At 62.4% G+C, this 12,477-nt stretch carries 17 protein-coding genes; 9 read left to right on the forward strand and 8 right to left on the reverse strand.

Annotated elements, in window-relative coordinates; genetic code table 11:
- Positions 1 to 1,036 (forward strand): tetratricopeptide repeat protein (locus WMK75_RS16360; protein WP_347268676.1); only part of this gene is annotated, 1,036 nt, incomplete at its 5' end.
- Between the two features lie 17 nt (positions 1,037 to 1,053).
- Entirely contained in the window at positions 1,054 to 1,458 is a 405-nt protein-coding gene (locus WMK75_RS16365) for a hypothetical protein (RefSeq protein WP_347268677.1), read from the forward strand.
- Positions 1,459 to 1,473: 15 nt separating this feature from the next.
- Here WMK75_RS16365 and WMK75_RS16370 read toward each other — a convergent pair whose 3' ends face one another.
- Positions 1,474 to 1,632 (reverse strand): transposase, encoded by a 159-nt coding sequence (locus WMK75_RS16370; protein ID WP_347268678.1) that lies wholly within the window; start codon positions 1,630 to 1,632, stop codon positions 1,474 to 1,476.
- 35 nt (positions 1,633 to 1,667) lie between these two features.
- On the opposite strand from WMK75_RS16370, the gene WMK75_RS16375 reads away from it, so the two are divergent.
- The gene (locus WMK75_RS16375; protein ID WP_347268679.1) at positions 1,668 to 1,967 is read left to right on the forward strand and encodes a BrnT family toxin; all 300 of its coding nucleotides are present in this window, start codon (positions 1,668 to 1,670) and stop codon (positions 1,965 to 1,967) included.
- A complete protein-coding gene (locus WMK75_RS16380; RefSeq protein ID WP_347268680.1) occupies positions 1,945 to 2,271 on the forward strand; it encodes a BrnA antitoxin family protein in 327 nt (108 codons plus the stop codon). Before WMK75_RS16375 ends, WMK75_RS16380 begins: the two co-directional genes overlap by 23 nt.
- Positions 2,272 to 2,364: 93 nt before the next feature.
- Here WMK75_RS16380 and WMK75_RS16385 read toward each other — a convergent pair whose 3' ends face one another.
- The 3 genes from WMK75_RS16385 to mobV (WMK75_RS16395) form a co-directional block, all read right to left on the reverse strand.
- Entirely contained in the window at positions 2,365 to 2,745 is a 381-nt protein-coding gene (locus WMK75_RS16385) for a hypothetical protein (protein ID WP_347268681.1), read from the reverse strand.
- Positions 2,746 to 2,799: 54 nt separating this feature from the next.
- On the reverse strand, positions 2,800 to 3,813 hold the full coding sequence (locus WMK75_RS16390) for a replication initiation protein (protein ID WP_347268682.1): 1,014 nt from the start codon (positions 3,811 to 3,813) through the stop codon (positions 2,800 to 2,802).
- A 394-nt stretch (positions 3,814 to 4,207) separates the two neighbouring features.
- On the reverse strand, positions 4,208 to 5,347 hold the full coding sequence (gene mobV / locus WMK75_RS16395; RefSeq protein ID WP_347268683.1) for a MobV family relaxase: 1,140 nt from the start codon (positions 5,345 to 5,347) through the stop codon (positions 4,208 to 4,210).
- A 372-nt stretch (positions 5,348 to 5,719) separates the two neighbouring features.
- On the opposite strand from mobV (WMK75_RS16395), the gene WMK75_RS16400 reads away from it, so the two are divergent.
- Both WMK75_RS16400 and WMK75_RS16405 read left to right on the forward strand, forming a co-directional pair.
- Positions 5,720 to 6,817 carry a tetratricopeptide repeat protein gene (locus WMK75_RS16400; protein WP_347268684.1) on the forward strand — a complete coding sequence of 366 codons (1,098 nt, stop codon included), beginning with the start codon at positions 5,720 to 5,722 and terminating at the stop codon, positions 6,815 to 6,817.
- Between the two features lie 17 nt (positions 6,818 to 6,834).
- Positions 6,835 to 7,239, forward strand: coding sequence for a hypothetical protein (locus tag WMK75_RS16405; RefSeq protein WP_347268677.1), 405 nt, complete (start codon positions 6,835 to 6,837; stop codon positions 7,237 to 7,239).
- A gap of 15 nt (positions 7,240 to 7,254) precedes the next feature.
- Here the strand turns inward: WMK75_RS16405 and WMK75_RS16410 are convergent, their stop codons facing one another.
- A complete protein-coding gene (locus tag WMK75_RS16410; protein WP_347268678.1) occupies positions 7,255 to 7,413 on the reverse strand; it encodes a transposase in 159 nt (52 codons plus the stop codon).
- Positions 7,414 to 7,448: 35 nt separating this feature from the next.
- Here WMK75_RS16410 and WMK75_RS16415 point away from each other — a divergent pair, with 35 nt between their 5' ends.
- Both WMK75_RS16415 and WMK75_RS16420 read left to right on the forward strand, forming a co-directional pair.
- Complete coding sequence (locus WMK75_RS16415) at positions 7,449 to 7,748, forward strand: BrnT family toxin (protein WP_347268679.1); 300 nt, start codon at positions 7,449 to 7,451, stop codon at positions 7,746 to 7,748.
- Positions 7,726 to 8,052 carry a BrnA antitoxin family protein gene (locus tag WMK75_RS16420; RefSeq protein ID WP_347268680.1) on the forward strand — a complete coding sequence of 109 codons (327 nt, stop codon included), beginning with the start codon at positions 7,726 to 7,728 and terminating at the stop codon, positions 8,050 to 8,052. Before WMK75_RS16415 ends, WMK75_RS16420 begins: the two co-directional genes overlap by 23 nt.
- A gap of 93 nt (positions 8,053 to 8,145) precedes the next feature.
- Here the strand turns inward: WMK75_RS16420 and WMK75_RS16425 are convergent, their stop codons facing one another.
- The 3 genes from WMK75_RS16425 to mobV (WMK75_RS16435) form a co-directional block, all read right to left on the reverse strand.
- Complete coding sequence (locus WMK75_RS16425; protein WP_347268681.1) at positions 8,146 to 8,526, reverse strand: hypothetical protein; 381 nt, start codon at positions 8,524 to 8,526, stop codon at positions 8,146 to 8,148.
- Positions 8,527 to 8,580: 54 nt separating this feature from the next.
- On the reverse strand, positions 8,581 to 9,594 hold the full coding sequence (locus tag WMK75_RS16430) for a replication initiation protein (RefSeq protein WP_347268682.1): 1,014 nt from the start codon (positions 9,592 to 9,594) through the stop codon (positions 8,581 to 8,583).
- A 394-nt stretch (positions 9,595 to 9,988) separates the two neighbouring features.
- Positions 9,989 to 11,128, reverse strand: a complete 1,140-nt coding sequence (mobV, locus tag WMK75_RS16435; RefSeq protein ID WP_347268683.1) for a MobV family relaxase — start codon at positions 11,126 to 11,128, stop codon at positions 9,989 to 9,991.
- Positions 11,129 to 11,500: 372 nt separating this feature from the next.
- On the opposite strand from mobV (WMK75_RS16435), the gene WMK75_RS16440 reads away from it, so the two are divergent.
- Positions 11,501 to 12,477, forward strand: a 977-nt coding sequence (locus tag WMK75_RS16440) for a hypothetical protein (RefSeq protein ID WP_347268685.1), incomplete at its 3' end; no start/stop codon positions are given.

Genomic DNA, 12,477 nt, shown 5'->3' on the forward strand with positions numbered 1-12,477 from the left:
GAGCCTGGGCGAGCGGGAGAGCGGCACCGGGCGGCTCGAGGAAGCCGTTGTCGCCTATCGCGCCGCTCTCGAGGAACAGACCCGCGATCGCGTCCCGCTCGACTGGGCAATGACGCAGAATAACCTCGGCACTGCGCTTTCGAGGCTGGGCGAGCGGGAGAGCGGCACCGGGCGGCTCGAGGAGGCCATTGTCGCCTATCGCGCCGCCCTCGAGGAATGGACCCGCGCCCGCGTCCCGCTCTCCTGGGCAATGACGCAGAACAACCTCGGCAACGCGCTTTCCAGGCTGGGTGAGCGGGAGGGCGGCACCGCTCGGCTCGAGGAGGCTGTCGCTGCCTATCGTGCCGCGCTCGGGGAATGGACCCGCGCCCGCGTCCCGCTCGATTGGGCAACGGTACAGAACAACCTCGGCACTGCGCTTTCGATCCTGGGCGAGCGGGAGGGCGGCACCGCGCGGCTCGAGGAGGCTGTCGCCGCCCATCGCGCCTCCCTCGAGGAACGGACCCGCGCCCGCGTCCCGCTCTCCTGGGCAATGACACAGAGCAACCTTGGCAACGCGCTTTTGAGCCTGGGCGAGCGGGAGGGCGGCACCAGGCGGCTCGAGGAGGCCGTTGCCGCCCATCGTGCCTCCCTCGAGGAATGGACCCGCGATCGCGTCCCGCTCGACTGGGCGGCGGCACAGAACAACCTCGGCATCGCGCTTTTGAGCCTGGGCCAACGGGAGGGCAGCACCGGGCGGCTCGAGGAAGCCGTTGCCGCCCATCGTGCCTCCCTCGAGGAATGGACCCGAGATCGCGTCCCGCTCGACTGGGCGACGGCACAGAACAACCTCGGCAACGCGCTTTTGAGCCTGGGCCAACGGGAGGGCGGCACCGGGCGGCTCGAGGAGGCCGTTTCGGCCTATCGCGCCGCCCTCGAGGAATGGACCCGAGATCGCGTCCCGCTCGCTTGGGCAGGGGCACAGAACAACCTCGACCAAACTCTTAATCTTCTGATCGAACGCCGAGCATCTGAGGCAGAAAAAATGGAGAACTAAACGGGAGGTTATATCTGATGTGGCAACTGTTGAGTGATCCCGAAATCCAGCGCACGTTGGCCTTCTACGGCGGTGGGGCGGCTACAGTCATAGGCGCTCTCTGGGTGGCATGGACCCGGCTCTCAAGCTCCCAAAAATCTCCGCCGCCAACGGCCCAGGGCGAGCATGGCATCGCCGCTGGCAGGCCGATACAGGCTGGCGGTAACATCACCAACGTCTCGACTCCGGTGATCGCGTGGATCGTGCTTGCGCTCGGGCTGCTGATCCTTGGCGCGGTGGCACTCTTTGGCCGCGGGGACTGCATCGCCCAAACGGAAGGGACCGGAATCTCCGCCTGCGGGGATGTCAGTGGCAGCACAGTATCGACACCCAACCATGACCCGAAGCCGACCGAGACGCCAGAACCGCAAGACAGCAAATAGCTCACCTGAGCGCAGCTATGGGCGCCAGTCATAGACCTGCCACCGCGTGACCCCGTGCTGTCGCGCAACATCCGCCACCGTCACTCCGGGCATCATACTGTCCACTGCGATCTGCGCGCGTTCGGGGGAGTGAGACCACAAGTATCGAGCGACCGGCGCGGCGGGTGGCAGCACATTGCGTTATTATAAAAATGTAGTAACATTATCGGATGAAGCTAAGATTCGAATGGGATCCGGAGAAGGCTGACAGCAACCTCCGAAAGCACCGCGTGAGTTTCCCGGTTGCCGCCCGTGCCTTCGCAGACCCATTCGCTCTGGTCGAGCAGGACCGCATCGAGGGCGGGGAATACCGCTGGCAAACGCTGGGTCTCGTGGAAGGCTATCTATTGCTGCTGGTGGCACACACCGTCTGGGACGACGAGGACGGCATGGAAGTGATCCGCATCATCTCGGCGCGTCGGGCCGATCCGAAAGAAAGGAAACGCTATGAGCAAAACCGTTCGCTATGAGGTCGATCTGCGCAACCTGCCGCCCCTGACCGATGCGCAGAAGGCCGAAATCGAGGCGCTGGCGGCAATGCCGGAGGACCAGATCGACACCAGCGACATTCCCCCGCTGGACGATGCCTTCTGGAAAAGCGCCGTTCGCAGCCCGTTCTACAAGCCTACCAAGACCGCAACCACGGTCCGGGTGGACTCCGATGTGCTGGCGTGGCTCAAATCACAGGGGAAAGGCTACCAGACCCGGATGAACGCGATCCTGCGCCGCGCCATGCTGGCCGAGATTGAGCGCACCAGCACCAACAGGAAGTGACCAGCGGCTTCGCGGTTCACCTGCCTGTTTGGGACCGCACATGCATTGCTGTCATTTGTGTAAAGTGTAGCATTGGTCAATGAGGGTTCAAACTCACCCGCGCCTCCAAGGCCACCAACCCCGGCGCTTCGGCGGCGCAGCTAGAAGTGCCGTGGCCTGTTTTTTCCATGCGTCCCGGTCGGCGCGCACCTCGTCCAGAGCCTCGCGTTCACGGGCCAGCATGGCCTCCAACGCCTCGATCTTTGCCCGCAGTTCAGGGGTCTCATCAGGGGGTCGCGTAGTGTCCAATTTGGAGTCGCGCGAGACGGTATCACCGCTGACCACCGGAAAGACACGATGAAGCTCTGCCGGGTCGATGGAATAGCCGCTGCCACTCTTTTTTTCGGCTGAAATCTGACCTTTGGCGATAGCCCTCTGGATGGTCGTCTTGCTCTTTCCGGTGGCTTTTGCAGCAGCTCCAAGGGTGTAGCGCATGGGGTCTCGCACGATCTCACCGAGACGGTTTCAGGGTTACACTGGTGATGCCACTCATATCTTGCCCACCTTGGCGCAAAAGCTGCTGAATGCCTGCTCGATATTCCGAGCATCGAGGGCGAGGCCCTTCCCGGCACACCATGCCCGGAATTTGTCGGCAATCATGGTGTTGTCCATGCTGCAGCCCGCTGCCCGCTTCAGGTCGCGCCAATGCTGGTCGAACTCGATCCCGCCTGTTGCCGGGAAGGACCGTGCCACCGTCTCGGCCGAGCCGTTGCGCCGGGCCTTCCGGCCCGCGCTGTGGCCCTGCAATTCCCGCTTGGCCGGGGCTAGATCGTCCTTCACCTGCCAGCCGATGGTAACGCTGGCTACCGTGCGTCCGATCTTGTTCGGCGTGGCCGTCAGGGTCAGCCGGGAAAGCTGGTTGATCTCGGCAATGGCATGTTTGATCACCCGGTCATTCAGGTGCGAAAACCGCGCCAGCTTGCCCTCTGGGATGCCCAGAACCGCCCGAAGTTCGGGAATGCTGAAGGTCTTGGCGGTGATGTGGTCGAGGTTCACGAGGCTGGCGATGTGCTGGAACAACAGCACGGAATACCGGCTACCAAGGTGGAACACGGTCTGGCGGTCGAGGATCGCCCAATGGTTCGATTCCGCGGCCATGCGTCGGAAGGTCCGGCGAAACCACCATGTCACCAGCAGATCGCCGCTGACCTCATGCCGGTAGTCGATCCGGGCCTCGTCCAGCAGGCCGCCGATGGTCACGACCTGCTTTTCCGGGTCGTCATGGGTCAGCACCGCCGCCGCCAGTTCCTGAAACAGCGGGGTCAGGCTGGCCCGGTCATGGTTCCGCATCCCCTCGATCTGGCGAATGTCCGACAGTCGCAATTCGTGCTGGACCTCATCGGCCATGCGTCCGCCCGCAGTGCCGATCATCAGGTGCATCAGCTTTAGAGCCTGCAAGCTGGGTGCGTTGCGCATGTAGACCCCCCGCGCCACCTCGGCGGGCAGCACGGTCGCAGTCCGGTCAAAGGCCCGGTCGCGGGCAACGTCGAGTGTCTTTCCCATAGGCCACTAATTTCAACCCAATACGTGGCCTGTCAATGGACAATTTCCGCCCGATATGTGGCTTTTGCGGCCCCAAACGTGGCTTTTGCGGCCCCAAACGTGGCCGATAGACGCGCAAAACATTGTAATTATTCTATAATTCCTGCCTGAACTATAAGAACTTATAGAACAAGAAGGGCTGCGCCCCTTTTCCAATGAAGTTTTGGGTTAAAATCCGGGACCGGAGGGCCCGGAATAGGGCTTCGGCGGGACCGGTTTCGGCTCCGGTTCGGGCTAGGAAACAGGTGCAGGCTTCGGAGCCTCTGCCGCCCGTCTGACATCAAAGCGGGCACGATCCAGTGCGGTCACGTCCGCTGCGACCAAATCGACCGACGGCCCGTAACTTCCAGTCTGATCACAGATCCAGGTCTAGACCCCTGTCGCGCCGGCGGTCTGCTGCTAGCTTCTGTTCCTTGCGCAGGGCTTTGGCGCGGCGCTCGTGGTCCAGTTCCTGTCGCCTGGTCAGCTCGTGAAGCTGGCGCTGCCGTTCTGCCTCGATCCCGGCTTGCTGGCGCTCATGCGCGGCCTGCTGGGCCTGTTTGTAGTCGTAGACCGTATCCACCAGCTCCTGGGTGCGGCCTGAGGCCTCGTAGGCGGCAAGGATCCCTGCCAGTGTGTCGAAGGCGTGCTGATTGTCTGCCGCCTGCCTCTCGGCCAGGTCGAGCTGGCGCGTGAGCCCGTCGATCTGATCCTTGGCTTTCCGCTCGGCCATGCCCTGACGCAGGACAATGCCCGTCAGCCCCTCTGTAAGGCCCGCAGAGACGCGTTCCCGGTATTTCTGCTCTGACTCCCCGCCAAGGCCCAGAAGGCCGCCTGTGCCGCGTTCTGGCAGCGCTACGGCCATAGGCGGGTCCTGCATGTAGCCGTAGACCCGCTTGACACGCTCGTGGGTGGCCGTGCTGCGGATCTGGCCGCGTTCGAGGCCATAGGCCGCCCCGACCTCGGCGGCAAAGCCTGTCTGCAGCTCTGAAAGGTCCTTGCGAGAGCCAACGAAGCTCCGGGCGTTGAGCTTGCCCCTGGCATCGAGGGGGATGGTCATCACCGTCATGTGGGGGGTGATTTCGTCACGATGGACCACGGCAGAGAGGATATTCTCGGCCCCATGGCGCTTTTGGAGCCATGCGAGGGCATCGGCGAAATAGGCATCCTGCTGTTCCCTGGTCATGGCCCGCATGGCTTCCGGAGAGCCGCCAACGAAATACTCCAGACCGTGGACGGCATTCTTGCGGATCTTCTCGGGCGCCCGCCTGTGCCAGGTGTCGAGCACGGCATGTGCGGTGTCCGGGCCTGCCAGGACCGTGTTCTCGGTCAGCCGGCGCGGGTCGGCGTTCGGGGTCTCGCGTTCACGGAAGGTGTGCTGGAGGCTGGCCCCCATATTGCCGAGGGTCTTGATCTTGGCGACGCGCATGATGGCAAAGGACTTCCCGAAGCCCTTGAAGGCTGGCCCGCCGCGGCGGCGGAACAGATCATCCAGGTCGGCGATGAGCATGGTCATGTGGCCCCCTCCGCTTTCTCAAGAGCAGGATTTATGTGTAATGTGTACTCACTAGACATTCTGGAACAAGTCCAGAATGTCGCTCGCCCGCAAAAGCGGGAGGAATACATAAATCCTGCTCTTGTCGCGATATGGGGCGGCCCATGCATGTTCCATCACCGCGGAAAGCGTTGGGTTGCTGGCTCGCCGGTGTTCAGCTGCGGATTTCGCGAGATTGGGGCAGCAATTCCCATCAAGATCCATGACGTAGAATGGCCCGCAGCCTATGATTACTCGTGCTAATATCTAGATGTCACCACCCGTGTGAAGGTGATTTCCAGAGTAAAGCGAACAGACCGTATCCGAAAGCCGACCTCCTGTTCGGAGCACTCCATGAAAGCATTGTTCGCCGCAGCGATGCTTGCCCTCACGATGACCGCTGCCGGGGCGCAGGAGGCCAGCGTCTCTGGTTGCGGCGTCGCTGCCGGCGGCAATGTGAGAGACACCATCGTCAACTGCTACGACACATCCCCAGAGCAGGAGAAGATCATCGCGCTCCTGCAGGGGATCGACCGGCGCCTCGCTGATCAGGCCCGGCAATTTGGCATACAGGAGAAGGCCATCATCGAATTGGCCCAGCGGATAGCACCCAACACGGAAACATTCGACCAGGCGCAGGTCGAACTTGATCGTGTCGTCGGCATTGCCATCGACGTGCAACGACGCGGCAATGCGCCGAGCGAGGCCGGCCCCTTCGTGGATGAGGTCCTCCAGCAGGTTGCCAAGCTGTCCCGCACCGGCCAGCACGTGGACGCGGCAGCAACCGTGGACGAAGCGCTTGCGAAGCTGAGGGAGGCCCAGGCCGCGATGGCTGTGGCGCAGGCAGAACTGCTCGAAGCCGGGATTAAGGAGGATCTGCTGCGCGGGGATACCGCCAGTGCCGCCCGCAGGATTGTCGAGAAGATCGACCTCACGACGCCTGCCGAGGATCGTTTTGCGCGCATCTGGCAGGAATGGGATGTCTGGTATACACGAGGCAGGGATCAGGGCGTCAATCTGGATCTCGAAGTTGCCATCGAACTCGGCAGACTGGCCCTGAACCGGGCACAGGATGCAGATGTTCGCGGCGCAGTACAGAACAACCTCGGCAACGCGCTTTTGAGCCTGGGCCAACGGGAGGGCAGCACCGGGCGGCTCGAGGAAGCCGTTGCCGCCCATCGTGCCTCCCTCGAGGAATGGACCCGAGATCGCGTCCCGCTCGACTGGGCGACGGCACAGAACAACCTCGGCAACGCGCTTTTGAGCCTGGGCCAACGGGAGGGCGGCACCGGGCGGCTCGAGGAGGCCGTTTCGGCCTATCGCGCCGCCCTCGAGGAATGGACCCGAGATCGCGTCCCGCTCGCTTGGGCAGGGGCACAGAACAACCTCGACCAAACTCTTAATCTTCTGATCGAACGCCGAGCATCTGAGGCAGAAAAAATGGAGAACTAAACGGGAGGTTATATCTGATGTGGCAACTGTTGAGTGATCCCGAAATCCAGCGCACGTTGGCCTTCTACGGCGGTGGGGCGGCTACAGTCATAGGCGCTCTCTGGGTGGCATGGACCCGGCTCTCAAGCTCCCAAAAATCTCCGCCGCCAACGGCCCAGGGCGAGCATGGCATCGCCGCTGGCAGGCCGATACAGGCTGGCGGTAACATCACCAACGTCTCGACTCCGGTGATCGCGTGGATCGTGCTTGCGCTCGGGCTGCTGATCCTTGGCGCGGTGGCACTCTTTGGCCGCGGGGACTGCATCGCCCAAACGGAAGGGACCGGAATCTCCGCCTGCGGGGATGTCAGTGGCAGCACAGTATCGACACCCAACCATGACCCGAAGCCGACCGAGACGCCAGAACCGCAAGACAGCAAATAGCTCACCTGAGCGCAGCTATGGGCGCCAGTCATAGACCTGCCACCGCGTGACCCCGTGCTGTCGCGCAACATCCGCCACCGTCACTCCGGGCATCATACTGTCCACTGCGATCTGCGCGCGTTCGGGGGAGTGAGACCACAAGTATCGAGCGACCGGCGCGGCGGGTGGCAGCACATTGCGTTATTATAAAAATGTAGTAACATTATCGGATGAAGCTAAGATTCGAATGGGATCCGGAGAAGGCTGACAGCAACCTCCGAAAGCACCGCGTGAGTTTCCCGGTTGCCGCCCGTGCCTTCGCAGACCCATTCGCTCTGGTCGAGCAGGACCGCATCGAGGGCGGGGAATACCGCTGGCAAACGCTGGGTCTCGTGGAAGGCTATCTATTGCTGCTGGTGGCACACACCGTCTGGGACGACGAGGACGGCATGGAAGTGATCCGCATCATCTCGGCGCGTCGGGCCGATCCGAAAGAAAGGAAACGCTATGAGCAAAACCGTTCGCTATGAGGTCGATCTGCGCAACCTGCCGCCCCTGACCGATGCGCAGAAGGCCGAAATCGAGGCGCTGGCGGCAATGCCGGAGGACCAGATCGACACCAGCGACATTCCCCCGCTGGACGATGCCTTCTGGAAAAGCGCCGTTCGCAGCCCGTTCTACAAGCCTACCAAGACCGCAACCACGGTCCGGGTGGACTCCGATGTGCTGGCGTGGCTCAAATCACAGGGGAAAGGCTACCAGACCCGGATGAACGCGATCCTGCGCCGCGCCATGCTGGCCGAGATTGAGCGCACCAGCACCAACAGGAAGTGACCAGCGGCTTCGCGGTTCACCTGCCTGTTTGGGACCGCACATGCATTGCTGTCATTTGTGTAAAGTGTAGCATTGGTCAATGAGGGTTCAAACTCACCCGCGCCTCCAAGGCCACCAACCCCGGCGCTTCGGCGGCGCAGCTAGAAGTGCCGTGGCCTGTTTTTTCCATGCGTCCCGGTCGGCGCGCACCTCGTCCAGAGCCTCGCGTTCACGGGCCAGCATGGCCTCCAACGCCTCGATCTTTGCCCGCAGTTCAGGGGTCTCATCAGGGGGTCGCGTAGTGTCCAATTTGGAGTCGCGCGAGACGGTATCACCGCTGACCACCGGAAAGACACGATGAAGCTCTGCCGGGTCGATGGAATAGCCGCTGCCACTCTTTTTTTCGGCTGAAATCTGACCTTTGGCGATAGCCCTCTGGATGGTCGTCTTGCTCTTTCCGGTGGCTTTTGCAGCAGCTCCAAGGGTGTAGCGCATGGGGTCTCGCACGATCTCACCGAGACGGTTTCAGGGTTACACTGGTGATGCCACTCATATCTTGCCCACCTTGGCGCAAAAGCTGCTGAATGCCTGCTCGATATTCCGAGCATCGAGGGCGAGGCCCTTCCCGGCACACCATGCCCGGAATTTGTCGGCAATCATGGTGTTGTCCATGCTGCAGCCCGCTGCCCGCTTCAGGTCGCGCCAATGCTGGTCGAACTCGATCCCGCCTGTTGCCGGGAAGGACCGTGCCACCGTCTCGGCCGAGCCGTTGCGCCGGGCCTTCCGGCCCGCGCTGTGGCCCTGCAATTCCCGCTTGGCCGGGGCTAGATCGTCCTTCACCTGCCAGCCGATGGTAACGCTGGCTACCGTGCGTCCGATCTTGTTCGGCGTGGCCGTCAGGGTCAGCCGGGAAAGCTGGTTGATCTCGGCAATGGCATGTTTGATCACCCGGTCATTCAGGTGCGAAAACCGCGCCAGCTTGCCCTCTGGGATGCCCAGAACCGCCCGAAGTTCGGGAATGCTGAAGGTCTTGGCGGTGATGTGGTCGAGGTTCACGAGGCTGGCGATGTGCTGGAACAACAGCACGGAATACCGGCTACCAAGGTGGAACACGGTCTGGCGGTCGAGGATCGCCCAATGGTTCGATTCCGCGGCCATGCGTCGGAAGGTCCGGCGAAACCACCATGTCACCAGCAGATCGCCGCTGACCTCATGCCGGTAGTCGATCCGGGCCTCGTCCAGCAGGCCGCCGATGGTCACGACCTGCTTTTCCGGGTCGTCATGGGTCAGCACCGCCGCCGCCAGTTCCTGAAACAGCGGGGTCAGGCTGGCCCGGTCATGGTTCCGCATCCCCTCGATCTGGCGAATGTCCGACAGTCGCAATTCGTGCTGGACCTCATCGGCCATGCGTCCGCCCGCAGTGCCGATCATCAGGTGCATCAGCTTTAGAGCCTGCAAGCTGGGTGCGTTGCGCATGTAGACCCCCCGCGCCACCTCGGCGGGCAGCACGGTCGCAGTCCGGTCAAAGGCCCGGTCGCGGGCAACGTCGAGTGTCTTTCCCATAGGCCACTAATTTCAACCCAATACGTGGCCTGTCAATGGACAATTTCCGCCCGATATGTGGCTTTTGCGGCCCCAAACGTGGCTTTTGCGGCCCCAAACGTGGCCGATAGACGCGCAAAACATTGTAATTATTCTATAATTCCTGCCTGAACTATAAGAACTTATAGAACAAGAAGGGCTGCGCCCCTTTTCCAATGAAGTTTTGGGTTAAAATCCGGGACCGGAGGGCCCGGAATAGGGCTTCGGCGGGACCGGTTTCGGCTCCGGTTCGGGCTAGGAAACAGGTGCAGGCTTCGGAGCCTCTGCCGCCCGTCTGACATCAAAGCGGGCACGATCCAGTGCGGTCACGTCCGCTGCGACCAAATCGACCGACGGCCCGTAACTTCCAGTCTGATCACAGATCCAGGTCTAGACCCCTGTCGCGCCGGCGGTCTGCTGCTAGCTTCTGTTCCTTGCGCAGGGCTTTGGCGCGGCGCTCGTGGTCCAGTTCCTGTCGCCTGGTCAGCTCGTGAAGCTGGCGCTGCCGTTCTGCCTCGATCCCGGCTTGCTGGCGCTCATGCGCGGCCTGCTGGGCCTGTTTGTAGTCGTAGACCGTATCCACCAGCTCCTGGGTGCGGCCTGAGGCCTCGTAGGCGGCAAGGATCCCTGCCAGTGTGTCGAAGGCGTGCTGATTGTCTGCCGCCTGCCTCTCGGCCAGGTCGAGCTGGCGCGTGAGCCCGTCGATCTGATCCTTGGCTTTCCGCTCGGCCATGCCCTGACGCAGGACAATGCCCGTCAGCCCCTCTGTAAGGCCCGCAGAGACGCGTTCCCGGTATTTCTGCTCTGACTCCCCGCCAAGGCCCAGAAGGCCGCCTGTGCCGCGTTCTGGCAGCGCTACGGCCATAGGCGGGTCCTGCATGTAGCCGTAGACCCGCTTGACACGCTCGTGGGTGGCCGTGCTGCGGATCTGGCCGCGTTCGAGGCCATAGGCCGCCCCGACCTCGGCGGCAAAGCCTGTCTGCAGCTCTGAAAGGTCCTTGCGAGAGCCAACGAAGCTCCGGGCGTTGAGCTTGCCCCTGGCATCGAGGGGGATGGTCATCACCGTCATGTGGGGGGTGATTTCGTCACGATGGACCACGGCAGAGAGGATATTCTCGGCCCCATGGCGCTTTTGGAGCCATGCGAGGGCATCGGCGAAATAGGCATCCTGCTGTTCCCTGGTCATGGCCCGCATGGCTTCCGGAGAGCCGCCAACGAAATACTCCAGACCGTGGACGGCATTCTTGCGGATCTTCTCGGGCGCCCGCCTGTGCCAGGTGTCGAGCACGGCATGTGCGGTGTCCGGGCCTGCCAGGACCGTGTTCTCGGTCAGCCGGCGCGGGTCGGCGTTCGGGGTCTCGCGTTCACGGAAGGTGTGCTGGAGGCTGGCCCCCATATTGCCGAGGGTCTTGATCTTGGCGACGCGCATGATGGCAAAGGACTTCCCGAAGCCCTTGAAGGCTGGCCCGCCGCGGCGGCGGAACAGATCATCCAGGTCGGCGATGAGCATGGTCATGTGGCCCCCTCCGCTTTCTCAAGAGCAGGATTTATGTGTAATGTGTACTCACTAGACATTCTGGAACAAGTCCAGAATGTCGCTCGCCCGCAAAAGCGGGAGGAATACATAAATCCTGCTCTTGTCGCGATATGGGGCGGCCCATGCATGTTCCATCACCGCGGAAAGCGTTGGGTTGCTGGCTCGCCGGTGTTCAGCTGCGGATTTCGCGAGATTGGGGCAGCAATTCCCATCAAGATCCATGACGTAGAATGGCCCGCAGCCTATGATTACTCGTGCTAATATCTAGATGTCACCACCCGTGTGAAGGTGATTTCCAGAGTAAAGCGAACAGACCGTATCCGAAAGCCGACCTCCTGTTCGGAGCACTCCATGAAAGCATTGTTCGCCGCAGCGATGCTTGCCCTCACGATGACCGCTGCCGGGGCGCAGGAGGCCAGCGTCTCTGGTTGCGGCGTCGCTGCCGGCGGCAATGTGAGAGACACCATCGTCAACTGCTACGACACATCCCCAGAGCAGGAGAAGATCATCGCGCTCCTGCAGGGGATCGACCGGCGCCTCGCTGATCAGGCCCGGCAATTTGGCATACAGGAGAAGGCCATCATCGAATTGGCCCAGCGGATAGCACCCAACACGGAAACATTCGACCAGGCGCAGGTCGAACTTGATCGTGTCGTCGGCATTGCCATCGACGTGCAACGACGCGGCAATGCGCCGAGCGAGGCCGGCCCCTTCGTGGATGAGGTCCTCCAGCAGGTTGCCAAGCTGTCCCGCACCGGCCAGCACGTGGACGCGGCAGCAACCGTGGACGAAGCGCTTGCGAAGCTGAGGGAGGCCCAGGCCGCGATGGCTGTGGCGCAGGCAGAACTGCTCGAAGCCGGGATTAAGGAGGATCTGCTGCGCGGGGATACCGCCAGTGCCGCCCGCAGGATTGTCGAGAAGATCGACCTCACGACGCCTGCCGAGGATCGTTTTGCGCGCATCTGGCAGGAATGGGATGTCTGGTATACACGAGGCAGGGATCAGGGCGTCAATCTGGATCTCGAAGTTGCCATCGAACTCGGCAGACTGGCCCTGAACCGGGCACAGGATGCAGATGTTCGCGGCGCAGTACAGAACAACCTCGGCAACGCGCTTTTGAGCCTGGGCGAGCGGGAGAGCGGCACCGGGCGGCTCGAGGAAGCCGTTGTCGCCTATCGCGCCGCTCTCGAGGAAAATACCCGCGCCCGCGTCCCGCTCGACTGGGCAGGGACGCAGAACAACCTCGGCAACGCGCTTTTGAGCCTGGGCGAGCGGGAGAGCGGCACCGGGCGGCTCGAGGAAGCCGTTGTCGCCTATCGCGCCGCTCT

This window comes from Paracoccus sp. (in: a-proteobacteria), from assembly GCF_039808215.1.
Lineage (GTDB): Bacteria > Pseudomonadota > Alphaproteobacteria > Rhodobacterales > Rhodobacteraceae > Paracoccus.